This window comes from Anoxybacillus kestanbolensis, from assembly GCF_001996285.1.
GTDB classification, from domain to species: Bacteria; Bacillota; Bacilli; order Bacillales; family Anoxybacillaceae; genus Anoxybacillus; species Anoxybacillus kestanbolensis_A.
The window spans coordinates 21,689-45,879 of the sequence record NZ_MQAD01000029.1; the positions used below are offsets into that span (position 1 = coordinate 21,689).

24 protein-coding genes and 2 pseudogenes are annotated in these 24,191 nt (G+C 42.7%); 7 read left to right on the top strand and 19 right to left on the bottom strand.

Annotation, left to right across the window (positions count from 1 at the left end):
* The first annotated feature begins 11 nt into the window (after positions 1-11).
* Positions 12-590, top strand: coding sequence for a TetR/AcrR family transcriptional regulator (locus BO219_RS12775; RefSeq protein ID WP_077429802.1), 579 nt, complete (start codon positions 12-14; stop codon positions 588-590).
* Here the strand turns inward: BO219_RS12775 and BO219_RS12780 are convergent.
* Positions 587-1,843: an ATP-binding protein gene (locus tag BO219_RS12780; RefSeq protein ID WP_077429803.1), complete on the bottom strand. Its 1,257-nt coding sequence runs from the start codon at positions 1,841-1,843 to the stop codon at positions 587-589. The two genes, BO219_RS12775 and BO219_RS12780, sit on opposite strands and share 4 nt — an antisense overlap.
* Before the next feature lie 140 nt (positions 1,844-1,983).
* On the opposite strand from BO219_RS12780, the gene BO219_RS12785 reads away from it, so the two are divergent.
* The 3 genes from BO219_RS12785 to BO219_RS12795 all read left to right on the top strand — a co-directional run bounded on the left by BO219_RS12785 (position 1,984) and on the right by BO219_RS12795 (position 3,809).
* The gene (locus BO219_RS12785) at positions 1,984-2,172 is read left to right on the top strand and encodes a hypothetical protein (RefSeq protein WP_077429804.1); all 189 of its coding nucleotides are present in this window, start codon (positions 1,984-1,986) and stop codon (positions 2,170-2,172) included.
* A gap of 133 nt (positions 2,173-2,305) precedes the next feature.
* Positions 2,306-2,545, top strand: coding sequence for an IDEAL domain-containing protein (locus BO219_RS12790; protein ID WP_077429805.1), 240 nt, complete (start codon positions 2,306-2,308; stop codon positions 2,543-2,545).
* Positions 2,546-2,657: 112 nt separating this feature from the next.
* Complete coding sequence (locus BO219_RS12795; protein WP_077429806.1) at positions 2,658-3,809, top strand: aminotransferase A; 1,152 nt, start codon at positions 2,658-2,660, stop codon at positions 3,807-3,809.
* Between the two features lie 12 nt (positions 3,810-3,821).
* Here BO219_RS12795 and BO219_RS12800 read toward each other — a convergent pair whose 3' ends face one another.
* The 3 genes and pseudogenes from BO219_RS12800 to BO219_RS12810 form a co-directional block, all read right to left on the bottom strand.
* Positions 3,822-4,688, bottom strand: a complete 867-nt coding sequence (locus BO219_RS12800) for an NAD(P)-dependent oxidoreductase (protein ID WP_077429807.1) — start codon at positions 4,686-4,688, stop codon at positions 3,822-3,824.
* 15 nt (positions 4,689-4,703) lie between these two features.
* A complete protein-coding gene (locus BO219_RS12805) occupies positions 4,704-5,471 on the bottom strand; it encodes an SDR family oxidoreductase (protein WP_077429808.1) in 768 nt (255 codons plus the stop codon).
* Between the two features lie 57 nt (positions 5,472-5,528).
* Positions 5,529-5,817 (bottom strand): annotated as a pseudogene (locus tag BO219_RS12810) (helix-turn-helix domain-containing protein); the annotation flags it as partial.
* Between the two features lie 41 nt (positions 5,818-5,858).
* On the opposite strand from BO219_RS12810, the gene BO219_RS15055 reads away from it, so the two are divergent.
* Positions 5,859-5,993, top strand: coding sequence for a hypothetical protein (locus BO219_RS15055; protein ID WP_268915864.1), 135 nt, complete (start codon positions 5,859-5,861; stop codon positions 5,991-5,993).
* Positions 5,994-6,110: 117 nt separating this feature from the next.
* Here the strand turns inward: BO219_RS15055 and BO219_RS12815 are convergent, their stop codons facing one another.
* The 7 genes and pseudogenes from BO219_RS12815 to BO219_RS12845 form a co-directional block, all read right to left on the bottom strand.
* Complete coding sequence (locus tag BO219_RS12815; RefSeq protein WP_077429809.1) at positions 6,111-8,090, bottom strand: methyl-accepting chemotaxis protein; 1,980 nt, start codon at positions 8,088-8,090, stop codon at positions 6,111-6,113.
* Between the two features lie 140 nt (positions 8,091-8,230).
* Positions 8,231-9,946 carry a phosphoenolpyruvate--protein phosphotransferase gene (ptsP, locus tag BO219_RS12820; protein ID WP_077429810.1) on the bottom strand — a complete coding sequence of 572 codons (1,716 nt, stop codon included), beginning with the start codon at positions 9,944-9,946 and terminating at the stop codon, positions 8,231-8,233.
* The gene (locus BO219_RS12825) at positions 9,946-10,218 is read right to left on the bottom strand and encodes a phosphocarrier protein HPr (RefSeq protein WP_275531844.1); all 273 of its coding nucleotides are present in this window, start codon (positions 10,216-10,218) and stop codon (positions 9,946-9,948) included. Before BO219_RS12825 ends, ptsP begins: the two co-directional genes overlap by 1 nt.
* 83 nt (positions 10,219-10,301) lie before the next feature.
* The gene (gene ptsG, locus BO219_RS12830) at positions 10,302-12,314 is read right to left on the bottom strand and encodes a glucose-specific PTS transporter subunit IIBC (protein ID WP_077429812.1); all 2,013 of its coding nucleotides are present in this window, start codon (positions 12,312-12,314) and stop codon (positions 10,302-10,304) included.
* Positions 12,315-12,543: 229 nt separating this feature from the next.
* Positions 12,544-13,389, bottom strand: a complete 846-nt coding sequence (gene glcT, locus BO219_RS12835; RefSeq protein ID WP_077429813.1) for a glucose PTS transporter transcription antiterminator GlcT — start codon at positions 13,387-13,389, stop codon at positions 12,544-12,546.
* A 174-nt stretch (positions 13,390-13,563) separates the two neighbouring features.
* Positions 13,564-14,739, bottom strand: a complete 1,176-nt coding sequence (locus BO219_RS12840) for an RNA-guided endonuclease InsQ/TnpB family protein (protein ID WP_077429814.1) — start codon at positions 14,737-14,739, stop codon at positions 13,564-13,566.
* Positions 14,732-15,284: pseudogene (locus BO219_RS12845) on the bottom strand (IS607 family transposase). The gene BO219_RS12840 and the pseudogene BO219_RS12845 overlap by 8 nt, the downstream one beginning before the upstream one ends.
* 336 nt (positions 15,285-15,620) lie before the next feature.
* Between BO219_RS12845 and BO219_RS12850 the strand changes: the two are divergent.
* On the top strand, positions 15,621-16,424 hold the full coding sequence (locus BO219_RS12850; RefSeq protein ID WP_077429815.1) for an HAD family hydrolase: 804 nt from the start codon (positions 15,621-15,623) through the stop codon (positions 16,422-16,424).
* 26 nt (positions 16,425-16,450) lie between these two features.
* On the opposite strand, the gene BO219_RS12855 is transcribed toward BO219_RS12850, so the two are convergent.
* Entirely contained in the window at positions 16,451-17,485 is a 1,035-nt protein-coding gene (locus BO219_RS12855) for a C40 family peptidase (protein ID WP_077429816.1), read from the bottom strand.
* Positions 17,486-17,660: 175 nt separating this feature from the next.
* On the opposite strand from BO219_RS12855, the gene BO219_RS12860 reads away from it, so the two are divergent.
* Positions 17,661-18,422 carry an alpha/beta fold hydrolase gene (locus tag BO219_RS12860; RefSeq protein WP_198936694.1) on the top strand — a complete coding sequence of 254 codons (762 nt, stop codon included), beginning with the start codon at positions 17,661-17,663 and terminating at the stop codon, positions 18,420-18,422.
* A 14-nt stretch (positions 18,423-18,436) separates the two neighbouring features.
* On the opposite strand, the gene mnhG is transcribed toward BO219_RS12860, so the two are convergent.
* Genes mnhG through BO219_RS12895 form a run of 7 tightly spaced genes read right to left on the bottom strand, consistent with a single transcriptional unit; the run spans position 18,437 to position 24,126 of the window.
* Positions 18,437-18,787, bottom strand: a complete 351-nt coding sequence (mnhG, locus tag BO219_RS12865) for a monovalent cation/H(+) antiporter subunit G (RefSeq protein ID WP_077429818.1) — start codon at positions 18,785-18,787, stop codon at positions 18,437-18,439.
* Entirely contained in the window at positions 18,768-19,046 is a 279-nt protein-coding gene (locus BO219_RS12870; RefSeq protein ID WP_077429819.1) for a Na(+)/H(+) antiporter subunit F1, read from the bottom strand. The genes mnhG and BO219_RS12870 overlap by 20 nt, the downstream gene beginning before the upstream one ends.
* Entirely contained in the window at positions 19,043-19,519 is a 477-nt protein-coding gene (locus BO219_RS12875; protein WP_077429820.1) for a Na+/H+ antiporter subunit E, read from the bottom strand. The genes BO219_RS12870 and BO219_RS12875 overlap by 4 nt, the downstream gene beginning before the upstream one ends.
* A gap of 6 nt (positions 19,520-19,525) precedes the next feature.
* Positions 19,526-20,998: a Na+/H+ antiporter subunit D gene (locus tag BO219_RS12880; RefSeq protein WP_077429821.1), complete on the bottom strand. Its 1,473-nt coding sequence runs from the start codon at positions 20,996-20,998 to the stop codon at positions 19,526-19,528.
* The gene (locus tag BO219_RS12885; protein ID WP_004891396.1) at positions 20,991-21,323 is read right to left on the bottom strand and encodes a Na(+)/H(+) antiporter subunit C; all 333 of its coding nucleotides are present in this window, start codon (positions 21,321-21,323) and stop codon (positions 20,991-20,993) included. Before BO219_RS12885 ends, BO219_RS12880 begins: the two co-directional genes overlap by 8 nt.
* Positions 21,323-21,745: a Na(+)/H(+) antiporter subunit B gene (locus BO219_RS12890; RefSeq protein WP_077429822.1), complete on the bottom strand. Its 423-nt coding sequence runs from the start codon at positions 21,743-21,745 to the stop codon at positions 21,323-21,325. Before BO219_RS12890 ends, BO219_RS12885 begins: the two co-directional genes overlap by 1 nt.
* Positions 21,742-24,126: a Na+/H+ antiporter subunit A gene (locus tag BO219_RS12895; protein ID WP_077429823.1), complete on the bottom strand. Its 2,385-nt coding sequence runs from the start codon at positions 24,124-24,126 to the stop codon at positions 21,742-21,744. Before BO219_RS12895 ends, BO219_RS12890 begins: the two co-directional genes overlap by 4 nt.
* Positions 24,127-24,191: the final 65 nt, after the last annotated feature.

Genomic DNA, 24,191 nt, shown 5'->3' on the forward strand with positions numbered 1-24,191 from the left:
GGGGATTTTCCATGAAAAGAGAGAGACAAAAAAAGCAAACGAGAATATTGTTGCAACAAACAGCACTTCATCTTTTTCAAAAACAAGGATATGAACAGACGACCGTCTTGCAAATTACAAATGAAGCTGGGGTAGCAAAAGGAACGTTTTTTAATTATTTTCGAACGAAAGAAGAAGTGTTACAAAGCGTATTTTTTTCACATATGGAGAGCATATGTCAAAAAACGATGAACGGCAACAACGATTGGCACAAAAAAATCGATTCCATATTTGATGAGTTAGCGACGATGCACGAACAGCTCGGACGGGAAGTAGCAAAAGCGGTGCTCCACATTCATACCCGAAAAACGAAAGAGGCGGGTTGGCTCGCTCCATTGCACGACGTATTGACGCGCTTATTCGAGGAAGGAAAACGGTGCGGGCATGTGCGGACGAAACAATCCGCTTCGACGCTTGCGCATATCGCGATGCAATTGTACGTCGGTGCGCTACATTTATGGATGTTTTCATATGTGACCGATCCGCTCGCTACGTTTATGACGAATGCGTGGAACATGTTTGTCCATTACATAGAAAAAGAAGGGGACTAATCCCCTTCATACAATGGCAACGTGATCGTGACAGTCGTTCCGACGTTCAATCGGCTTTCGTATGTAATCGTTCCTCCCATTTCGCGAATGAGTCGGGCTGTAATCATGCTGCCGAGCCCTGTCCCTTTCGATTTTGTCGTATAATACGGCAACCCGATTTTTTTCAACTGCTCTTCCGTCATTCCTTTTCCAGTATCACGGATCGTAATAATAACTTCTTTTTCCTTTTCGTCGACTGTTTTATGAATCGTCACAAGCCCGCCGGATTCAATCGCTTCCATGCCGTTTTTCATGACGTTTAGTAATGCTTGTTTTAAATAATCGGCATCTCCGTACGCATCGCTTTTCCCTTCTGTATAAAGTTGAAACGACACGTTCAACATCGCCCCGAGCGGACTTAATAAATGAACGGACGTATGTAAAATATCATCGACGTTTATTTTTTGCAGTTGAAATTGCGCCGGTTTCGCTAACGTTAAATATTCGGTAATAATTTCGTTCGTGCGGTCTAACTCTTCTAAAATAATCGGCGCAAACTTTTTTACACGTTCGTCTTTCGTCCCTTCGCTTAAAAATTGGACAAATCCTCGCACTGTTGTAAGTGGATTGCGAATTTCGTGAGCGAACGATGCTGCCATTTCGCTTACCGTCGCTAGTTTATCGACGTAAATCATGTCGTCAAACTGTTCGTTAAATTGAATAAGCCGTTCAATGACGTAGACGAGCGCGATAAACATCGCAATAAAAAAGATGAAGTAGATGATATAAAATCGCCAAGAAAGAGGTGGAACGGCATATATAATCGTGGCAACATACAAAATAAGGTAAACCAAAACAATCATAAGCCCATATAATATTTTTCGTTTGACGTTAAAAAACGATGAGCGAAACAACATGCCGACGATAAATGCAAAGACGGATACAGTAATACCCGCAAAAGCAAACGGACCACCGATGATGGAACGAGCAACGATGACCGTTAATGTACATAGCAATCCCGCTGTTTTTCCAATATATAATGTCGTCACTAAAATGACGATCATGCGAAAATCGAAATTCGTTTTCGCTAATGGCTGAATCGGATACATCATACATAATATGGCGGTGAACGATGACACAACACCGTACATCATTTTTTGTTTCCATGTCAGTACCATTTTTCTTCGGAATGGGAAAAACAAGTTGGCATTAAAAATGAGCGAAAATAAAATGGTAATATTGACAACGAGTGGTTTAATAACAGCAATAAACATGTGATGCCTCCATGATGGTTGTTCCACGTGTATTGTAACATAAGAAGAAGGACGACTACACTCGTTTTTATTTTCAGAAAAAATAAACATATTGACAGCTTTATGAACATGATAGACGTGGACAAGCGGGACGCGTTACAATGATTATGAAGAAAAACATGAAAAGAGAAGGTGTCGACATGAAAGGGTTAGCCATTCTTTTTGAAGAAGACCATACGGTGACGATCGTTGAAGATGTGGAGAAAGAACGATTAGAAGAAGTAGTAGATGAGCAAATTGAAGCTGTTCTTTGGCATGATGAAGAAATCGACTGGGATTACGGTTATTAATATATGAAGCTGGCGCTCGTCAGCTTTTATTTTTTTGTTTTTATTTTTCGGAATTTTATTTACAATTTACAAAAAAACCTTTATAATGTAGAAAAGGGAGGAGAGTATTCTTCTCACTAAGGGGGAATGAAACATGTTTGAAAAATACAATGACATGGCACTCGTACCGCAGCCGCACGATCTCGCTAACGGTTATAAGGAAGCTGCGCAATTCGTAATCGAACAGGCGTTGTTTCAATTTGAAAGAGATCGGTTGATGCGCGACATCGACAAAGCGCTTGAGGAACGGAATAAGGCACTGTTTCTTACCCTCTCCACACAATACAATGAACTTCGAGATCGTTATCGTCACTTGGAGGGTATGCACGCATGATCGACTGTGAAACGACAGGACAGCACATAAGGTGAACGTTTTCAGCAAAACACATTGCGAAACGTTCACCTTTTATTGTTTAATAGAAAAAAACGAAGAAAGGTGAAAGACGATGATGCTTCCGATGAATGAACGTGTGCAACATATTCAACTATCTGGCATTCGGCAATTTTTTAATCTCGTTGCCCAAGAAAAAGATATGATTTCATTAACGATTGGACAGCCTGATTTTCCGACGCCCGATCATATTAAAGAAGCGACAAAACAAGCGCTTGATGAACAGTTTACTTCTTATACGCATAATGCGGGATATTTGCCGTTACGTGAAGCCGCTTGTCGCTTCGTTGAAACGAAATATGGACTGCGCTATACGACCGATGAAGTGATCGTTACCGTCGGCGCAAGCCAAGCGCTCGATATTGCGTTTCGTACTATTTTAACGGAAGGCGCAGAAGTCATTCTCCCTGCCCCTGTGTATCCAGGATATGAACCGATTATTCGTTTATGTGGGGCAACACCTGTACATGTCGATACGAGAAAAACTGGCTTTAAACTGTTAGCCGAGCACATCGAACCGCTCATCACCGAGCGGACGCGGTGCATCGTATTGCCGTATCCGTCCAATCCGACAGGAATGACGTTAACGAGCGATGAACTGAAACAAATCGCTGCACTTGTAAAAGACAAACCAATTTGGGTCATCTCGGATGAAATTTATAGCGAGCTCGTGTTTACAGGGAAACACGAATCGATTGCGACATGGCTTCCTGATCAAACGATCGTCATTAACGGCGTAAGCAAATCGCATGCGATGACCGGTTTTCGCATCGGGTTTTTATTTGCGCGACAATGGATCATTGAACATATAGTAAAAGTGCATCAATATAACGTTTCATGCGCCACATCCATTGCACAAAAAGCAGCGTTAGAAGCGTTAACGGTCGGAATAAACGATGCGAACGATATGAAAAAGCAATACGCGGAACGAATGACATATGTATATGATCGCCTTCGTGCCATGGACTTTGACGTCCAAAAACCGAACGGAGCGTTTTACATTTTTCCTTCCATTGCACAGTTTCATCAATCATCTTTTGACTTTGCATTACAGCTAGCAAAAGAAGCAAAAGTCGCGGTCGTGCCTGGAAGTGCGTTTTCGACATACGGCGAAGGATACGTTCGCATCTCATACGCTTGTTCGATGGAAGAGCTAGAAAAAGGGTTGGATCGCATGGAATCGTACATAAAAAAAGGTGCTCGCTAACAGCACCTTTTTTTACCACTCTTTATACCATTTATATAACGCTTGCGTTCCGCTTTGTTCTTCTCCGCGCTCGGCAAGCGCTTCATACAGTTGTTTCGCAAGTTTTAAACCAGGAAGCGACAGACCGAGCGTTTCTGCTTCAGCAAGCGCGATGCCCATATCTTTAATAAAATGTTTTACGTAAAAGCCCGGAGCAAAGTCGCCAGCAAGCATGCGTGGCGCAAGATGAGACAGCGACCAGCTCGATGCGGCGCCTTGCGAAATGCTTTGCAAGACGCGTTCGGGGTCTAATCCTGCTTTTTCGGCATACACAAGCGCTTCACATACGCCAATCATATTTGTCGCAATCGCAATTTGGTTGCACATTTTCGTATGTTGCCCTGCTCCTGCTTTTCCTTGCCAAACGATATTTTTTCCGATATGCGAAAAAAGCGCCATGCATGCGGAAAACGCTTCTTTATCGCCGCCAACCATAATGGACAACGTTCCATCGCGCGCCCCAATGTCCCCACCTGAGACAGGCGCATCAAGAGCGAATATTCCCTTTTCTTTTGCCGCCTCATAAATGCGCACCGCAAGCGACGGTTTAGATGTTGTAAAATCAATAACATACGCACCACGTTTCGCATGTTTTAAAATGCCGTCATCGCCAAAGTATACGTGTTCCACATCTTGCGGCTCACCAACCATCGTCATAACGACATCCGCCGCTTCGGCAACGTCTTTTACCGTTTCTTTCCACACGGCACCTTCTGCTAGTAAATCTTCTGCTTTTTCTTTTGTGCGCGTATATACGACGAGCGGATAACCTGCCCGAAGCAAGTTTCGCGCCATGCTTTTGCCCATGACACCAAGCCCGATAAAACCAATTGTTTGCACGTTCCTCTCCCCATTCTAAATCGCTTTGACCATACCGCCATCGACTAAAAGCGATTGACCGGTCATATACGTATTCTCATCGGACAATAAAAAGGCGACGACGTTCGCAAATTCTTCTGGCGTGCCGTAACGTCCGAGCGGAATGGTCGCTTTCATGCGCGCTTCTAGTTCTTCTTTGCGAATGCCGAGCTTTTTCGCATTTTGTTCGTCTAAATAGGCGACACGCTCCGTCGCAATGCGCCCCGGTGCAACAGTATTAATTAGAATACCGTATGGGGCAAGCTCTTGGGCGAGCGTTTTTGTCAATCCGACAATGCCAAGCCGAAACGTATTCGATAAAAGCAACCCCGGAATCGGCTCTTTAATGGACGATGAGGCAATGTTGACGATTTTTCCTTTCGTTTTTTTCAAATGTGGTAATGCTGCGCGAATCATTCGCACGTAGCTCAATAAATTTAACTCAAACGCCTGTTGCCAATCATCGTCTGTTAGCGTCGCAAACGTCCCCGTCGGCGGACCGCCGGCGTTATTGACTAACAAATGAACGTCGCCAAATGTTTCTACTGTTTTTTCGACTAATCGTTCGATCATTGCGTTGTCCGTCACGTCTGTTACCGTATATGCTGCTTTTCCTTTTCCGAGCGCATTCAGCTGTTCAGCTACCGCATGCAACGCTTGTTCATTGCGGCTCGCTAACATCACGTTAACCCCTTGCGAAACAAGTTTTATCGCAATCGCTTTACCGAGCCCTTTGCTTGATGCAACAACAATCGCTGTTTTCATTTCATCCGCCTCCTCTCACGCTATACTATTCGCTAACGACGACGCGATTCCTCCCTGTTCGTTTTGCTTTTTAAAAAAGCGATCGTACGCATCATCTAGATGTTTGAGTGGAGATTGAAGTACAATGCTATCCACTTCTTTTAACCAAGTGAATTTTTTTTAATTGCGTCAATTGAGAAGAACAAGTTTTATACGTGAGTCCTTTGCCTGTTCGCTTGTAAGCATCCTCACATTCCGCTAAAAAATAGTTGAATACAAAACGCGAGCAACCGAATGTTTTTGTAATCAATACTTCTTGTTCTTTATTTGTATAGATGCGAAATTTGTATGCTTTGTTGACTAGCATTGACTTCACCTCCTTCCAAGTATATTGGAGGTAGTGAACAAATGGAACGCATTGCAAAATTAATTAAGTTTCCTGCTGATTTGGTAGCAGAAATAGAAAAGTATCAAAAAGAAAATTACATTTCAAGTTTTGCAGGTGCAGTTTATGAACTGATTCGCAAGGGCTTGGAAAAGTAATTCAAACACAAAGTAGTATAGGTCTTTCATCCTGAATTTATCGTAATGATTATATAAACAAAAATCAAGGAAAAAATTGTTACTGAAATGTAAAAAAGCTAGGCATTATACCTAGCTTTATACACGAAAGCGATGAATCAATTGCTGCAACGTGCGGCTCATGTCGTTTAACCGCTCTGCTGCTTCTGTGACAGTGTTTAACGCTTTTAACTGTTCTTCCGATGATGCGGACACTTCTTCTGCCGATGCAGCCGATTGTTCTGAAATTGCTGCTAAGTTTTGTAACGCTGCAACAATTTGTTCTTTATTGCCGTTGACGTCGTGAATTTGTGTAAAAATATGCTCAATTGCTGACGTTAATTGTTCCATCATCGTTGCGATATGCATAAACGATTCCGCTGTTTCGTTTACCGCTTGTTGTTGCTGGTCGTTCATTTGTTTCGTATGGTCAACCGCTTCGGTCGCAAGAGAAGCTTGTTGTTGAATCGACGTGATCGTTTGACGAATTTGTTCTGTCGCTTGTGCCGACTGCTCCGCGAGTTTCCGCACTTCTTCCGCGACGACCGCAAATCCTTTTCCGTGCTCGCCTGCGCGCGCCGCTTCGATCGAAGCGTTTAATGCTAAAAGGTTCGTTTGGGCAGAAATGTCGGTAATCGTTTGAATGATGGCGCCAATTTGTTTCATTTTTTCTCCTAAATCGGCGATCACCGTTTCAACAGAGCGCAACTCGTTTTGCGATTCCGCTGATTTCGCTTGAAGCACATTTAACTTTTCAATACCCATATAGCTTGCTTCTTTCGTTTCGTCGGAAAGCTGCTTCACCCGCTCTGCCGATTGCGTGACCGTACCCATTTTTTCAGATAAATCGTTCATGCGATCGTTCATCGCATCTAAATTGCTCGCTTGCTCTGATACGCCTTTTGCGATATCGGTCACCGCCGTCGTCACTTGTTCACTCGTCGCCATCGTTTCTTCAGACACCGCGCTTAAATGATCGGCCGCAGCGCCAAGTTCCGTAACGGAACGATCCACTTCGCCAATGAGCGAGCGCATATGCGACACCATCTCGTTAAAATGGCTTGTGAGCTGGGCGATTTCGTCGTTTCCTTTCGGCTCAATGCGCACCGTTAAATCGCCTGTCGCCACTTGTTGTATACGCTCATTCAGTTGAATAATCGGTTTGACGATTGAACGCGACACCGCATAAATAAGAAGCGAGGCAAGAATCGTTGCAATGACGACAACTGTCCACGATGCTTTTCCGATCGTCGTTAACGTCGCTAATAAGTCTTTTTCTTTATATACTGCACCGACTTTCCAATTCAACTTTGGAATCGTCGCAAAATACAACAATCGTTTTTCGCCATCTTGCTCGTATTCATAAGCTCCTTGTTCTTTTGCAAACATCGTTTTTACAACCGGATGGTCAGACATATCTTTTCCTTGGTATTGTGGATGAACGATCGCAAATTTGTTTTGGTCAAATAACACCGGATAGCCGTTATAGCCGACGCGAGATTGCTCCACCGTTTCAGCAAGCGTATTTAACGATACGTCTAGGCCGATGACCCCGATCACTTGACCGTTTTCAACAATCGCTTTAGCAATCGTGACGACATAATCATTCGTTACCGTATCAACATAAGATTCCGTCCAAATGACTTTATCTGGTGAAGCGACAGCCGCTTTATACCACGGACGCGTCGTCGGGTCAAAGTCTGGCGGCAAATCGACAGCCGGCGTCGTATACATGTTACCGTTTGCTGTACCGATATAAGCTAATTGCACTTTTTTATGAATGTTTAAAAACGTAGCGAGCTGTCCGTCGATGTCTTGCCAAAGTTGAGCATCTTCCGTTTTTGTAAACGTCTTAAAACCTTTCGTTTCACTAAATTGCTTTAGCGCATCTTCCTGACTGTCAAACCTATGTTCAATATCGTCAACAAGCTCTGTCACAAGCGACTCTGCACGCACTTTTGCATCATCTTTCATGACAGACGCCATTTGCACGTAGTTGACCGTTTGTGAAGCGACAAGTGCAACAATTAATAATAAAGCCATTAAGCCCGTTAATTTCATCGTTAATGACCGAAACAATGTAACTCCCCCTTAGCTATATCGAATGTTGTCGAAAAATTAATAAAGTCGCAGTTTCATTATAAAAGGTTTACGATATGATGTCTATGACCGTTTTGTACTGATTTTTGCCATAAAAAAAGAACCGGGGCGTCCGGTTCTTATTGTTGGAACGTTTCTTTCACGAAACGAACGACTTCTTCTGCAGTCGCAAGCGATAAAATGTGATCTTTCACTCGCTCCGCTTCTTGTTTAGAAAGCTTTTTTAATTGCGAGCGGACGCGTAAAATCGATGTCGCACTCATACTAAATTCGTCTAAGCCGAACGCTAATAAAATCGGCACAGCAAGTTCTTCGCCCGCCATTTCACCGCACATGCCAACCCACTTTCCTTCTTTATGCGCCGCTTCAATGACGTTATAAATGAGGCGCAAAATGGCAGGGTTGTACGGTTGATATAAATACGATACGCGCTCGTTCATGCGGTCAGCCGCCATCGTATATTGGATTAAGTCGTTCGTTCCGATGCTAAAGAAGTCTACTTCTTTTGCAAATTGATCTGCTAATACAGCAGCAGCTGGAATTTCGACCATCATGCCGACTTCGATATGATCGGATACCGCAACACCTTCAGCGACAAGCTTTTCTTTTTCTTCTAAAAGAACAGCTTTCGCTTGACGGAACTCGTCTAACGTCGCGATCATCGGGAACATAATTTTTAAATTGCCATATACGCTTGCGCGCAACAACGCGCGAAGTTGCGTGCGAAACATGTCTTGCATATTTAAGCAAAGACGAACGGCACGGAACCCTAAAAACGGGTTCATTTCTTTTGGAAGGTCTAAATATGGCAATTCTTTGTCGCCACCGATATCAAGCGTACGAACGACAACCGGTTTTCCTTCCATTTTTTCTAGCACCGTTTTGTATGCTTCAAACTGTTCTTCTTCTGTCGGCAATTCGTTGCGGCCCATGTATAAAAACTCTGTTCGGTATAATCCGATTCCTTCTGCACCGTTTGCTAGTACACCTTCGACATCGTTTGGCGTTCCGATGTTTGCCGCAAGCTCGACGTGATGACCGTCGCTTGTGGTCGTTTGTTCATGAACGAGTTTTGCCCATTCTGCTTTTTGGGCAGCAAAAGCAGCACGTTTTTGTTCGTACTCCGCGATCGTTTCTTCGGTTGGGTTAACGATCACTTCCCCGTCAATCCCGTCAATAATGACGATATCGCCGTTTTGAATTACCGCTGTCGCTTCTTTCGTTCCGACGACAGCCGGAATTTCCATCGAGCGTGCCATAATGGCAGAGTGGGACGTCCGTCCACCAATGTCGGTTGTAAAACCTTTCACATATTTTCGATTTAATTGCGCTGTGTCAGACGGCGTTAAGTCTTCAGCTACAATGATGACTTCTTCTGTAATCATGCTTGGGTTTGAAATCGTAACGCCTAATAAATGAGCGAGGACGCGTTTTGTCACATCACGAATGTCCGCTGCACGCTCTTTCATATATTCGTTATCCATCGCTTCAAACATCGCGATGAACATCGATGCGACGTCATGAAGTGCAAATTCTGCATTCACACGTTCTTGTTCAATTTTTTGTTCGACCGCTTGCACGAACTCTGGGTCGCTTAGTACGAGCAAATGGGCGGAGAAAATGGCTGCTTTATCCTCGCCGAGCTCTTTTAATGCATGCGCTTGAATCGCTTCAAGTTCTTCTTTCGATTTAGCGAGCGCTTGTTGAAAGCGGCGAACGTGTTCAGCTGGGTTTTCAATCGTTTGTTTTTCAACCATTAAATCGGGATGTTCTAAACGGTACGCCTTCGCAATGGCAATGCCATTCGATGCAGCAATCCCTTGCAATCGTTTCATTATTCAGCTAATCCTTCTTTTGCTAGCGTTTCTGTTAATGCGTTCATCGCGTCTGCTGCATCGCCACCTTCAGCTGAAATCGTAATTTGCGCACCTTGTGGAATGCCTAAAGACATGACACCCATGATCGATTTTAAGTTGACTTTTTTGCCGTTGTACTCTAATTGAATGTCGCTATCGAATTTGCTCGCTGTTTGCACTAACATCGTTGCTGGACGGGCATGAATACCAGATTCTGCTGTTACTTTAAACGTTTTTTCCATTTTGCTCATCTCCTCACTTTATATTTTGAAAACATAGGGGGCGAAAACCCTCTATGTTTTTTTACCGAAAAATGACGCATTTTGCAAGCAAATTATTTTTGAACGACGACGACGTCTTCGCCTTTTGTTACTGTTCCTTGTTTCGCGATATTTACCGTTTCTCCTGCTTGCAAGTTCGTGAAAATAATTGGCGTCACAACAGATGGTGCATGTTGTTTCACATATGCAAGATCTACTTTCAAAATCGGCTGTCCTTTTTTCACTTCTGTTCCTTCTGATACGAGCGCTTCAAATCCTTGACCGTTTAATTTTACTGTATCAATACCGAAGTGGATAAGCACTTCACGACCTGTTTTTGATTGAATGCCGATCGCATGTTTTGTCGGGAAGACGTTAACGATCGTTCCATCGACTGGCGATACGACTGTCCCTTCTGTTGGCTCAACCGCAAATCCGTCACCCATCATTTTCGTTGAAAATACTTGATCTGGCACTTCGGAAAGCGGCACAACTTTTCCTGTTAATGGAGATGCGACTTGTTCTGTTTCTCCTGTCGCTTGTACAGATGGTTTCGCTTTTTCTACCGCTTTTGTCGGCACGCGACCTTCCATAATATCTTTAATTTGTGTTTTCAATATATCTGATTTTGGTCCGAAAATGGCTTGAATGTTGTTTCCAACTTCTAATACGCCAGCTGCTCCGAGCGCTTTTAGACGATCTTTATCGACTTGTTGAATATCGTTTACTGAAACGCGTAAACGTGTGATGCACGCATCTAAATGAGCGACATTTTCTTTTCCGCCAAGCGCAGCTAAAATTTCGTGCGGGAGTTCGCCTGCATCCGCTGCCGTTGTTGTGTCTGTCGTTTCTTTTTCACGACCTGGCGTCGCTAAATTCCATTTGCGAATCGCAAAGCGGAAGCCGAAGTAGTAAATGACCGCAAACACTAAACCGACCGGAATGACGAGCCACCATGCTGTACGTCCTGGCAACACACCGAATAATAAGAAGTCGATGACCCCGCCAGAGAACGTCATACCGATTTTGACGTCTAACATGTGCATGAGCATGAACGATAATCCAGCGAAAATTGTATGGATCGCAAATAATACTGGCGCAACGAATAAGAATGAAAATTCAATCGGTTCTGTAATTCCTGTTAAAAATGATGTTAATGCTGCAGATGCCATAATGCCGGCAACGACTTTTTTGTTTTCTGGACGCGCTTCATGGTAAATGGCAAGCGCAGCTGCTGGTAAACCGAACATCATGAACGGGAATTTTCCTGTCATAAATGTCCCAGCTGTTAATTCAGCACCGTCTTTAATTTGTTCGAAGAAAATACGTTGGTCACCGCGCACAAGCTCGCCTGCTTTGTTGACGTATTGACCGAACTCAAACCAGAACGGCGAGTAGAAAATGTGGTGTAAACCGAACGGAATTAATGCGCGCTCGATGACACCGAAAACGAATGCCGCTAACGTACGGTTTGCATCGATCATGTTGTGCGAAAAGGCGTTTAAGCCGTGTTGGACAGGCGGCCATAACCATGTCATCACAATACCGAGAATTAATGCCGATGCAGCTGTTACAATCGGAACGAAACGTTTTCCTGCAAAGAAACCTAAGTAAGATGGCAATTCGATGTTAAAGTATTTGTTGTACATGTACGCTGCTAAAATACCGACGATAATCCCGCCGAATACCCCTGTTTGCAACGTCGGAATACCTAATACGTTTGCAAACGATGGATCTGTGCCGATTTGGTCTGATGTCACGCCTAAAATGACGCTCATCGTGACGTTCATCACTAAGTAGCCGATGATAGCTGCTAAACCAGCAACCCCTTCACCGCCAGCTAATCCGACGGCTACCCCTACCGCAAATAAAAGCGGCAAGTTAGCAAACACAATACCACCAGATTGCTCCATCACTTTCGCAACCATTTCGACCCAGCCTGTTTCTAACGCTGGAATTTTTTCAATTAACGCTGGGTTTTGCAATGCGTTACCGAACGCAAGCAAAATACCTGCTGCCGGCAAAATCGCAACGGGAAGCATAAGCGCTTTACCGACTTTTTGTAACGTACCGAACGCTTTTTTCATATAAAACCCTCCTTCATTTTGTTAATGTTTGCAACAAACGGCACATTCATGTATCCGAAGTAGATGAAACAACACATTAGACGTCTAACGAATGTAAGCATTTGCAAAAGATGGAAAACAAAAAGGCATGAGCAAAGAACGACAGAAAAAGGGTACAATGATCCACCTCTTTTTCGCCTTCTTTACTCATGCCTGATCGAATCAGTAACACGTAAAGATAAGTGCCCATTTATTCACTTTTACCAGTTAGCCGTTGCAAGTGCAACGTTAAATATACCGCTTCTGCTTCATCTACCGGAAGCTGCAACGTTTGCTGCATAATTTTTATGAGCTTCCACGACAAATTATAACATAGTGGGTACGTCTCTTTCAATATATTCGACAATTTTTTTGGCTCTTCAATTTTTTCGCCTTTTTTCACCCGTTCAATCGCATAGCGCAAATGGCGGACAAACCGTAAATAATGGATGCTTTCACGGTCGATGCGAATGTTGAGCTGCTCTTCAACGACGGACACGAGGCGGGAAATGAGCTGTGAATGTTGGTTCACTTCGGACAGTTGGTGATTTGTTAACGCACTATGAATGTGTAAAGCAATAAAACCAATTTCTCCTTCCGGCAGTTGAATGTGCAACCGTTCATTTAACATATTGACGACTTCTGTTGCTACGTCGTATTCAAGCGGATATAAACTTTTCGTTTCAACTAAAAATGGATTTTTAATGTCCATCCCTTGTTCTAATCGCTTGATTGCGAACAAAATATGATCTGTTAACGCCACGTGAATGTGTTCGTTTAACGAGCTGTTCGTCCGCGTTCGAATGTGGTGAATGATATCGTTCATTAAGCCGATAAATTCTTCATCAACGTGTGGCAGCAATTTTTTATATTGTTCTTGTTCACGCTCATTTTTTAAAATGAACCATTTTTCTACACCTTTTTGTTCAATGACGTCCCCTTTTTTCTTGCCAAATCCAATTCCTTTTCCGATTAATACGACTTCATCGTACGTTGGATGCGAGGCAATGAGCACGTTGTTGTTTAACACTTTTTCAATGCGAAACGATTGTTCCACGTCTAGTTCGCCGTTACAGAAAACTTACAAAACTTTATAAATAATCTATTAATTATTTATAAAGTTTACGTTTCCTTCCTTGTTCATCACGCCCGATTTCGCCGAAGCTACTCTCGTTTGCTTGGCGCTCCGAAGGCTTTACTTCCCCACTAACGTATGGGTACATGTGGTGATTCACTTGGCATATTGTTTCAAGTTGATGCTAGCGTTGAGATCACGGTCGATTTCTAGCCCACACACTTCGCAACGGTACGTCCGTTCCGATAAAGAAAAGTGGCTTTTCACATGACCGCAACGGCTACACCTTTTGCTTGACGGATAAAAACGATCTGCCACGATCAACTTGATGCCATGCCATGCACATTTGTACGTCATTTGCCGCTTGAACTCGTGGAATGTTTGTTGTTGAATCGCTTTCGATAGCTTGCGATTTTTTAACATGCCGCTTGTATTCAAGTCTTCCATCACGACATACGCTGGCTTGGTTTTCACCAACGTCGTGGTGATGTGGTGGGTATAGTTTAGCTGGGTATTTTTTAGCCTTCGGCGTTTTTTCAAAACAAGGAATTCTAGTTTCTTGATGTTTTCCGTTTTTCTGTAACGGAATTCACCTCCTTCTGTTTGGATTTTGTTCATTTCATATTTTCGCGATATTTTTCTTTGCATTCGCTTCATTTGTTTTTCAAGCTTTTTCACTTGAGGCATGTGATGGATGTTAGGAAACGTCATCCCATTGCTAACGGTAGCGAACGATTTTACTCCCAAATCAATACCAATGCCTTCGTTGTACGTTTCATGTTTCACTTCCGCTTCCTCTACACCGACCGTTAAAAACCAATGAAGTCCGTCAAACACGATGCGCGGATTGACGTATGTCACATGTGCACCGTGAGGAATACGACCTCTTTCAGCAAGACGGATCCAATTCAATTTTTGCTTGTTTTTTTTCTTAGAAGGCGTCAGTTTCTCTAGTTTCACATGCGTGTCGGTGATTTTGATTTTCGATGTATCTTGATAAAAGCTCGGTCGCGTTCGTTTTTTCGTTTTAAACTTCGGAAACTTCGCCCGTCCTTCAAAAAAGTTTTTGTAAGCTTGATACGCGTCTTTGATCGCTTGTTTTGTGATGTTGTTTGAGAATTGATTGAGCCAACTGTACTCTTTCGTTTGTTTGAGCTGCGTTAATCTTTTTCTTAATTCACCATCACTTAAAAATTTGCCACCTTGTTTATGATTTTCTTGTTGTTGCGCCAATGCAAAATTGTACGCCCATCTGGCAACACCCGCACACTCAAATAATTTTGTTTTTTGTTTGTTATTCGGAAGCAGCATAACCTTATATGTTTTAATCATTTTCAGTTAGCTCCTTAACCATTCTCTTGGCTTTGTTGGCTCTTTTGCCTTGAAGTTTGCAACTAAATACTGTTATTATTTGGACTAAATCTTCTACAAGTTCTTGTTCTTCAGTTTTTTCTGTGTTATCAATTATTTTAATATTAGTACCATATTTTTACAAATATTTTCTGTTAATTCAAATCCAAATCTAACAAGTCTATCCTTTATATAGCACTACTATCTTTTCAACTTCACCATCTGTAATCATATCAACAAGGTTTATTTAAACCATTTTTATTATAATTAATTCCACTTCCAATATCAGTTATTATTTCAAATTTGTATCCTTTTGCTATCATATATTCTTTGACATATTTTATTTGTCTCTCTAAATCATCTTTTTGTTTTTGACTTGAAACTCTACAATATCCAATTACTTTTTTAATTAAAGGCTTTTTGTTTATACCGAGAAAATGATTAAGTTGTTCTTCTGAATAATACCTAAATCCAGACGGAGCAACATAAGCTGGTTTTAATCTATTGCTCTTATCCCAATTTCTCAAGGTTTATTCAGTTCTGCCTATTAGTTTAGCAAACTCGCCTATACTATAATACTTCATCATCACCTCTCTATATACAATAATGCCATACTTTTTTTTACAATTTGTATATAGAGTTTTACAATTTTTTATAAAAACATTTTAACAGCACTTGGCCCCTTTAAAAACGTTTACATTACTTCAATGTTACGAAACGAACAAAGCTACGTCAATGGAAATGCGATGTTTTTTGTCAAGACAGCTATGAATGTTTTTTGACAAAAAGGTGTTTCAGTTGCACAAATGCATGTATTCGATTAAACTTTTGTTCATCATAAAAATGGAAGGAGCTTGCCAAGCATGATTCGACTCATTGTTACTGATTTAGACGGTACGCTGCTCGGTTACGATCGCCGCGTCAAAACGGAAGATCGTGAAGCAGTCGTGCGCGCGATTACAAACGGTATCGACTTTGCTGTCGCTTCTGGACGAATGGACAATGAAATTTTAGAAGTGTTGAAAGAAATCGGTCATGACGCTCATCGCATTAGCCAAAACGGCGCCTTTGTATACACGAACGACCATCGTCTCCTTCATCGTAGCGCGTTTGATCCAGCCGTTGCGCGCGCCATTTATGAACAAGCGCGCACACTTGAAGCGATTGTGCTCGTCTGCGATGAACATACAAGCTTTGTCGAAACAAAAACGGAACAAATGGAGCATATGCGATCGCGACTATTTTTCGATATTGTTGAAAAGAAACAGATGCTCGATGCGATCGGCCATGATCTTTCTCCATCAAAAATTACCGTTATTGCTGAAGAAGACGTCATCAATCGTTTTCAGTCGTTCGTTCATAAACAATGGGATCGATATGTCGATACGTTTATTTCCGAACCTCGTTGTTTAGACATTATGCCAAAACAAATTAGCAAAGGGGAAGCACTTCGCTTGCTTATGAATCATTTACAACTGAAAGGGGAGGAAGTCGCTTGTTTTGGCGATTCATTTAACGACATTCCGATGTTTCGCCTGACCCCACATAGCTTTGTCATGTCACATGCGCACGAGCAAGTGAAAAACGAAGCAAACTACGTCGTTTCTTCCGTCCATGAAGCGATTGAAACGGTGCTAACGATAAACGAAAAGATGCCTCAAACGTAAGAGGCATCTTTTTGCTTGCTGTTCCGTTAAAAAAGACGAACAGCTTTGACCGCACGCGGCGCCCAATAAGGTCTCATATTCGCGAAAGCAACACCTGTGCTTGTGGCAGCGTGCAATAACGTATTGGCGTCAACGACGATCGATACGTGGTTAATGACTCCATCTCCTGTCGTATCAAAAAAGATTAAATCACCTTTGCGCACGCTCGCAAGCGGCACTTCTGTTCCAACCATCGCTTGTTCGCGCGATGTGCGCGGCAATGTAATACCATTTTCTCTATACACGCGCTGGGTAAACGATGAGCAATCAAAAACATCTGTGCGCGTCGTTGGCGCTCCGAATAAGTATTTCGCTCCTATGTATTTTTTCCCTGTTTCAATAATCGCATTCGCTCGCTCTTCCCATGAAAGCGGCACGTTAATCGTTTGGCCAACGCGAATAAAGTTCACGTTTGTAATCGTTGGATTTAGTGCGAGTAAATCGTTTAACGTCACATTAAATTTTCTAGCAATCGTCGACAATGTGTCGCCTGGTTGGACGATATACGATTTACTTGCGCTATTTGTCGGCCCTGTTGATGCCGGTCTCGGCGATATAAGTTGGCTTGTTGTATTCGTTGTATTTGTTGTATTTGTTGTATTTGTTGTATTTGTTGTCGGTACTGTTAACGTTTGGCCAACGTAAATGCGGTTTACGTCTGTAATCGTCGGGTTTAGTTCAAGAAGGCGTGTAATGGCCGTATTATACTGGCGTGCGATCGTCGATAACGTATCGCCTCGCTGAATCGTATATGTTGTTGTTTGTGTCGTTGGCGCTGTTGGTTGTGTCACAGGTGCCGTTGGTTGCACGTTCGCATGGGGTAATTGCAATACTTGTCCAACATAAATGATGTCCGTCTTTAATTGATTTAACGTTTTTAATTCATTAACCGATGTGCGGAACGTTTGAGCAATTTTCCATAACGAATCGCCCGACTTAACTGTATATTGTGCCGCATCAACCGCTTTTTCCCCTAAAAATAACGTCGATAATACTGCTCCAGCTACAATCGTCTTTTTCATCGTGTGAAACCCCTTTTTTCGTTTTCTAAAGCGTTTCCTTGCTCATATCATAACATGAAACTATTAATCTATTAACCGTATATTTTCAAACTATTCTTCCATTAAATTGAAATAAGCATAAATGATCCGCCTTTTTTCGCATACTATAAGTATGAAAATGAAAGGAAGATGTGAGATGCCTTATACATTTGTCGAACATTCCGTTCCTTTGTACTATGAGGTCAATGGAAGCGGAACGCCGCTCGTATTCGTTCATCCTCCCGGCATGGGAAGCGTAACGTTTCATCGTCAACGCGAACTTGCCTCTTTATTTCAAGTCGTGACGTACGATTTAAGAGGAAACGGAAAAAGCGGAAAAGGAAACAAACCGATTACAATGGACGTATTAGCAAGTGATTTACATGAGTTGTTCAACCATCTCGAACTGAAAGAAGCGATCGTCTGTGGTTATTCTAATGGCGGTTCGATCGCCCAACATTTTGCGTTGCAATATCCGCATCAAGTGAAAGCACTTATATTAATCGGTGGGTTTTCGGAAGTATGTACACCGCTATTGTACGGAGAATTTTTAATGGGTATTTATGCGGTAAAATGGCATGGAATTTCCCTTCTTGCAAACGTCCTTGGCAACGCGCACGGTGTAACGAAAGAAGAGCGAAAAATGATCGCCGACTACGTGCGGTTATCGGACCGTAAGCATTTGTACGAGATGTATGTCAAAGGACTTCATTATCGATCAACCAACCGATTACATGAACTTCGTTGCCCGATTTTATTGATATACGGCGCTCGCGATTATTACATGCATGCGTATGAGCGTATATTCAAACAACATGCCCGCGATGTTCGTATCGTGTACGTGGACGGGGCAAGACATCAAATTCCGACGAAACATGATGCAGAGCTCAACACGATCATCCGCTCATATTTTGCATAAGAAAAAGCTGACGGTTATTTTCCGCCAGCTTTTTCTTTTAAATCATCACGAACCGTTCCTTCCCAGCGCGGCACGTTTGTGTAATACGCAGCGCGGCTAATGAGATGGGCCGCAACAGGAGATGTCATAAAAATAAACACGATGCCAAGTAAAAGCCGTGAGTTAAATTCACCGTTTTCAAGCAAAAAGTGAAAAAATGCACCGAGTAAAATGCACATCATGCCAAGCGTCGTGCTTTTGCTGATGGCATGGCTGCGCGTATATACATCCGGCAAACGAATCGCACCAACTGCCGACAAGAGCACGAGCACCGCTCCGAACAAAACAAGTGCTGCGACGAGCACATTACCGATCGCGATCACCACGTTCGATGACAACCCCTTTCTCTAAAAACTTCGCAAACGCGACCGTACCGACAAACGCTAAAATACCGATGAGCAAAATGACGTCTAAAAACGCGCTCGTATTTAACAGTATAGAAACGATCGCAACGATCCCAGCGAGCGTAATGCCCATCACATCTAGAGCAATCACTCGATCAGCAGCGCTTGGACCTTTGACAACGCGGTATAAAAAACCAACCATCGCTATAGAAAGAATAACGAGAGCTACATTCCAAATCATTTGCTCACCTCCATAATCGTTTTCTCAAACGATTGTTTAATGCTTTCAATCGCTTCTTGCACATCTGGACTATTTAAGGCGTGAATATACAACGTGCTTTTATCATCAGATACATCTAAAACGAGCGTACCTGGCGTGAGCGTAATGAGCATCGCTAACACTGTAATTTCCCATTCTTTTTTTAATTGTGTCGGCAAAGCGAAAATGGCCGGTTCAATGTGTAAAGACGGCTTTATAACGATTTTCGCCACCGCAATATTTGATAAAACAAGCTCTTTTAAAAGGATAAAAAGCAATTTTACAACGACAAACATCGGGGCGAGATAAAAACGCGAATGGAAGAATCGACGCAACATAAAAATAATAAGCAACCCGATGACGTACCCAATAATAAACGACGCCCCATTAAATGAAACGGTTAAAAACATCCAGACGAACGCTAAACATACATTTAATAAAATTTGAAATGCCATCGCTTTCTACTCCTTTAACACCGCTTGAATGTACATATTCGGATCCGCTAACACGTTAACCGCGTCGACGACAAACGGACGGATAAATTCAATTCCAACTCCATATGCAATAGATAAAACGAGAAGCAACAATACAGGAATGAATCGTCCATCGAGCGGCTTTCTTTCAAATCCTTTTTCCTCACCCCAAAATCCGTTCATAAATATTTTCATGACCGAATATAACACGAGCAAGCTGGACAATAAGATGACAATTGCCTCGAAAAGCAAACCAGCATGGAAACTTGCTTTCACAATTAATAACTTTCCGATAAATCCGCTAAGCGGCGGAATGCCCGCAAGCGACAATGCAGCGATGAAAAATGACCAACCAAGCAGCGGATAAGACGACATTAACCCCGAAAATGAACGAATGTTATTTGAACTAGTGATGGAAAAAACAATACCGACTAGTAAAAATAATGTTGCTTTCATGACCATATCTTGCAACATGTAAAAAATCGTTCCTTCTAAACTTTCTGGCGTCATCATCGCTACCCCAAAAATCATAACGCCGACTGCAGTGATAATGTTGTAAATGACGATATAGCGCATATCGTTATATGCAACTGCTCCAATGACACCGATGACGATCGTGCCGAGAGCAAGCCAAGCGAGCAACGTATGCGTGTAGCCGACATCACTCGTAAATAAAAGCGTAAACGTGCGCAAAATCGAGTACACACCAACCTTTGTCAACAAACCTCCAAACAAGGCTAATACCGGGGTAGGCGGGGCGTAATAGGCTGCTGGAAGCCAAAAATATAGCGGAAAAATCGCTCCCTTTAAACCAAATACGATAATAAACAATACCGCAATAACCGTTAAAATAGGCGACATTCCTATTTCGCTTATACGCTCCGCTAAATGCGCCATATTTAACGTACCTGTTACTCCATATAAATACGCGACTCCAACGACAAATAGCGCCGAAGAAATAACGTTCACAAGCGTATATTTAATCGTTTCACGCAGCTGTATTTTCGTGCCTCCGAGCACAAACAGCACGTAAGACGACATAAGCATCACTTCAAAAAAGACGAACAAGTTGAACAAATCACCTGTCGTAAACGCCCCATTCACACCGACGATTAAAAATTGAAAAAATGAATAGTAATAAAACGTCTCTCTCTTATGCCCAATCGCATAAAACGAATATAGTAAACAAGCGAGCGCGATGATGCTCGTCGTCAATACGAGCAAAGCGGACAGCGAATCGGACACGAGCGTAATACCAAATGGAGCTGGCCAATTGCCAAGATTCAACGTTTGAATACCGTATATATGCACACGGTACAACAACGCGCCGCTTGCAACAATTAAACTACATGTCGATATGAAAGAAATCATCCGTTGCCAAAGCACGTGCTTCGGAAAGAAAATAAGAGTAATGGCTGTGACAAGCGGAATAACAATCGGCAAAAGCAGGAGGTTATTCATCTCCCTTCATCCCTTCTATATGATCTGTTCCAATTTCTTGGTACGAACGGTACGCCAACACTAAGAAAAACGCTGTTACTCCAAAACTGATGACGATTGCCGTTAAAATGAGTGCTTGCGGCAACGGATCGACGTATCGTGCCGCCTTCTCCCCTAAAAGCGGAGGCGCTCCAACTTTTAAACCCCCCATCGTTAACAATAAAAGATGGGCACCATGACTGAGCAAACCCGTCCCGATAATAATGCGGAGCAAACTTTTGCTGAGCAACAAGTATGTCGCAGCGGTAAATAAACAACCGATGACGACAATCATAATCAGTTCCATTAGTCACTCTCCCCTATCGTTTCGATAATAATCATCGTCACGCCAATAACGACAAAGTAAACTCCTAAATCAAACAGCACAGCTGTATGAAGAGAAGTATAATCAAGCAACGGCAAATGAACGTATTCGTACGCATGCGTTAAAAATGGGCGACCGAGAAACATGCTCATGACTCCTGTTCCAACTGCAAACAATAGTCCGATTGCGACTAGCCATTTATAATTGATCGGAATCATTTTACGAACCGTTTCAATATCGAAAGCAAGAAGTAATAACACGATCGCACCAGCAGTCATCAATCCCCCAATAAATCCACCGCCCGGATAATAGTGCCCAGCAAAAAACAGTCGGACGGAAAATAAAACGATGATTGGTACGACGACAGCTGTGATTGTTCGCAAAATGACATCATTTCGCCTCATTTTTCATCCTCCTTCGCTAGCCGCAATTTCACCATTGCGTAAATACCTAGAGCAGCAATCGCTAACACACATATTTCAAACAACGTATCAAAGCCACGGAAATCAACTAAAATGACGTTAACCATATTTTTCCCAGCCGCTTTTTCATACGTATTGTCCACATAATATTGTGAAATCGAATCAAAATGCTTTCCTGCGTAAGCTAAAAAGGCAATGACGCTGACCGTCACCCCGACCGCAATGGAAATGAGTGCATGCCCTAAATGAAAGCGCACGCTCTCACGCTTTTTGCTAAACTTCGGCAAGTGATAAAAACAAAGTAAAAAGAGCGCAACGGAAATCGTTTCGATCACAAGCTGCGTCAACGCTAAATCAGGCGCGCGAAACAGAACGAAAAACAGCGCGACCCCGTAACCGACTGCCCCTAGTGAAACGATCGCTGTTAAACGCGATTTAGCAACAACTGTTGTCACTGTTGCAACGACCATGGCAACTGCCAATACAATTTCATACACTCGCACAGACGCCAAATGACTTAAATCGATATGCCATTGTTTTTTCAAACCGACCGTAAACAGAAGCAAAGCAACACTCGCCGTAAAAATGTACACTAAATACGTGCGCATCGAGCCGGTCATGATGCGCGACATGAGCGACTGTGATCCCCTTTCCATCCAGACGAACGATTGATCGTAAAAAAAGTTAAGCGACATCCGTTCGGATAAACGATAATATATTTTTTTCCATTTTGGAAACGTACGATATAGCACTAAACCAAACAATAATACGCCGATCGTCATAAACAACTCTGGCGTAAAGCCATGCCAATGAGAAATATACACATCAAGCGCTTCATTTGGTGCAAACAATCCATATAACACCGCATATACGGCCGGAGCTAATACGGAGTCGGACAATACGTTTGGCACAATGCCAATGACTACAACGAGCGACGCTAACACGATCGGTGCAACGAGCATGCCAAGCGGCGCTTCATGCGCTTCTTTTTCTAATAAATGTGGCTTGTACGTTCCAAAAAATGTTCGACTCACTAACAATACGCTGTATAAAAACGTAAAAATGCTCGCTACCCAAGCAACAACGGGTAAAATAACGGCCCATGCTTGTACGTCTTTTGCACGCAACATGGCGGTAAAAAACATTTCTTTACTTAAAAAACCGTTAAATGGTGGCAAGCCTGCCATCGAAAGCGAGCCGATCAATGCGATTGTAAACGTGATCGGCATGATCGTCATTAATCCGCCAAGCCGTCGAATGTCACGCGTCCCCGTTTCATGATCGACGATGCCGACAACCATAAATAAACTCCCTTTAAACGTCGCGTGGTTGAACAGATGGAAAATCGCTGCTAAAACTGCGACCATAAATAAATTTTCTTCCATCCAATCGTAATGAAACGCAAGCCCACCGACGCCTAAAAGCGATGTAATGAGCCCGAGCTGGCTGACAGTTGAGTACGCTAAAATTGCTTTTAAATCGGTTTGTTTCGATGCTAAAAACGATGCCCAAAATAACGTTACAAGCCCGACGAGCGCAACTGTCCAAACCCAGACAGATGAAACCGCAAAAATCGGTGTCAAACGTGCAATTAAATAAATTCCTGCTTTCACCATTGTGGCAGAATGCAAATAGGCGCTGACAGGCGTCGGCGCTTCCATCGCATCAGGCAACCAAATGTAAAACGGAAATTGCGCTGATTTCGTAAAAGCACCAAACAAAATAAGGAAAAGTGCAGGAATAAAGAGGGCATGTTCTGTTAACGAGGCTTGCATGAGCTCACGAACGCTATACGTCCCACCTGCGATGGCAAGGGCAACAAATCCCCCGAGCATAAGCAATCCACCAAACATTGTAATAAACATCGATTTTTGCGCCCCGTAGCGCGAACGATCACGTTTATACCAATAAGCGATGAGCAAAAACGACGAAATGGACGTCAACTCCCAAAAGACGTATAACGCAATGAGGTGATCGGATAACACGACCCCAAGCATCGCGCCCATAAATAAAAGCAAGTAGACGTAAAAGTTGCCAAGCTGTTCTTTTCCTTTTTGTAAGTAGTAAATGGAATATAGTACAACGAGCGAACCGATTCCGGTAATCAATAGGGCAAACAACAAACTTAATCCATCGACATATGCGTCGAACGAAATGTCGAGCGACGGAATCCAAGGCATCGTTGCTCGAACAACTTCATATTTGCGCACTTCGTCCATGTAAGACAAAAAATAAATGAATAGCGCGATAGGGAGTGGAAGAACAAACCATCCGACATGAAGCGAACGAACAAATTTGTATAAAAGCGGAACAAGTATCGCCAACAAAAATGGCGACAACATCGTCATATGTAATGTTGACATAAAAAAATCAACCTCCTTCTGACATAGCAATCCTCTTTTTTGTACGAGTCATATGTATAAAAAGT

Coding starts and splice junctions, on each gene's coding strand:
- BO219_RS12870 (WP_077429819.1), bottom strand. CDS start 19,046: ATGATTTGGAATGTAGCTCTCGTTATTCTTTCTATAGCGATGGTTGGT.
- BO219_RS12860 (WP_198936694.1), top strand. CDS start 17,661: ATGCCTTATACATTTGTCGAACATTCCGTTCCTTTGTACTATGAGGTC.
- BO219_RS12785 (WP_077429804.1), top strand. CDS start 1,984: ATGATTATGAAGAAAAACATGAAAAGAGAAGGTGTCGACATGAAAGGG.
- BO219_RS12775 (WP_077429802.1), top strand. CDS start 12: ATGAAAAGAGAGAGACAAAAAAAGCAAACGAGAATATTGTTGCAACAA.
- BO219_RS15055 (WP_268915864.1), top strand. CDS start 5,859: ATGGAACGCATTGCAAAATTAATTAAGTTTCCTGCTGATTTGGTAGCA.
- BO219_RS12825 (WP_275531844.1), bottom strand. CDS start 10,218: ATGAGCAAAATGGAAAAAACGTTTAAAGTAACAGCAGAATCTGGTATT.
- BO219_RS12790 (WP_077429805.1), top strand. CDS start 2,306: ATGTTTGAAAAATACAATGACATGGCACTCGTACCGCAGCCGCACGAT.
- BO219_RS12805 (WP_077429808.1), bottom strand. CDS start 5,471: ATGAAAACAGCGATTGTTGTTGCATCAAGCAAAGGGCTCGGTAAAGCG.
- BO219_RS12875 (WP_077429820.1), bottom strand. CDS start 19,519: ATGGCATTTCAAATTTTATTAAATGTATGTTTAGCGTTCGTCTGGATG.
- BO219_RS12890 (WP_077429822.1), bottom strand. CDS start 21,745: ATGAGGCGAAATGATGTCATTTTGCGAACAATCACAGCTGTCGTCGTA.
- BO219_RS12795 (WP_077429806.1), top strand. CDS start 2,658: ATGATGCTTCCGATGAATGAACGTGTGCAACATATTCAACTATCTGGC.
- BO219_RS12780 (WP_077429803.1), bottom strand. CDS start 1,843: ATGTTTATTGCTGTTATTAAACCACTCGTTGTCAATATTACCATTTTA.
- BO219_RS12840 (WP_077429814.1), bottom strand. CDS start 14,739: ATGATTAAAACATATAAGGTTATGCTGCTTCCGAATAACAAACAAAAA.
- BO219_RS12885 (WP_004891396.1), bottom strand. CDS start 21,323: ATGGAACTGATTATGATTGTCGTCATCGGTTGTTTATTTACCGCTGCG.
- BO219_RS12855 (WP_077429816.1), bottom strand. CDS start 17,485: ATGAAAAAGACGATTGTAGCTGGAGCAGTATTATCGACGTTATTTTTA.
- BO219_RS12895 (WP_077429823.1), bottom strand. CDS start 24,126: ATGTCAACATTACATATGACGATGTTGTCGCCATTTTTGTTGGCGATA.
- ptsG (WP_077429812.1), bottom strand. CDS start 12,314: ATGAAAAAAGCGTTCGGTACGTTACAAAAAGTCGGTAAAGCGCTTATG.
- ptsP (WP_077429810.1), bottom strand. CDS start 9,946: ATGAAACGATTGCAAGGGATTGCTGCATCGAATGGCATTGCCATTGCG.
- BO219_RS12850 (WP_077429815.1), top strand. CDS start 15,621: ATGATTCGACTCATTGTTACTGATTTAGACGGTACGCTGCTCGGTTAC.
- BO219_RS12880 (WP_077429821.1), bottom strand. CDS start 20,998: ATGAATAACCTCCTGCTTTTGCCGATTGTTATTCCGCTTGTCACAGCC.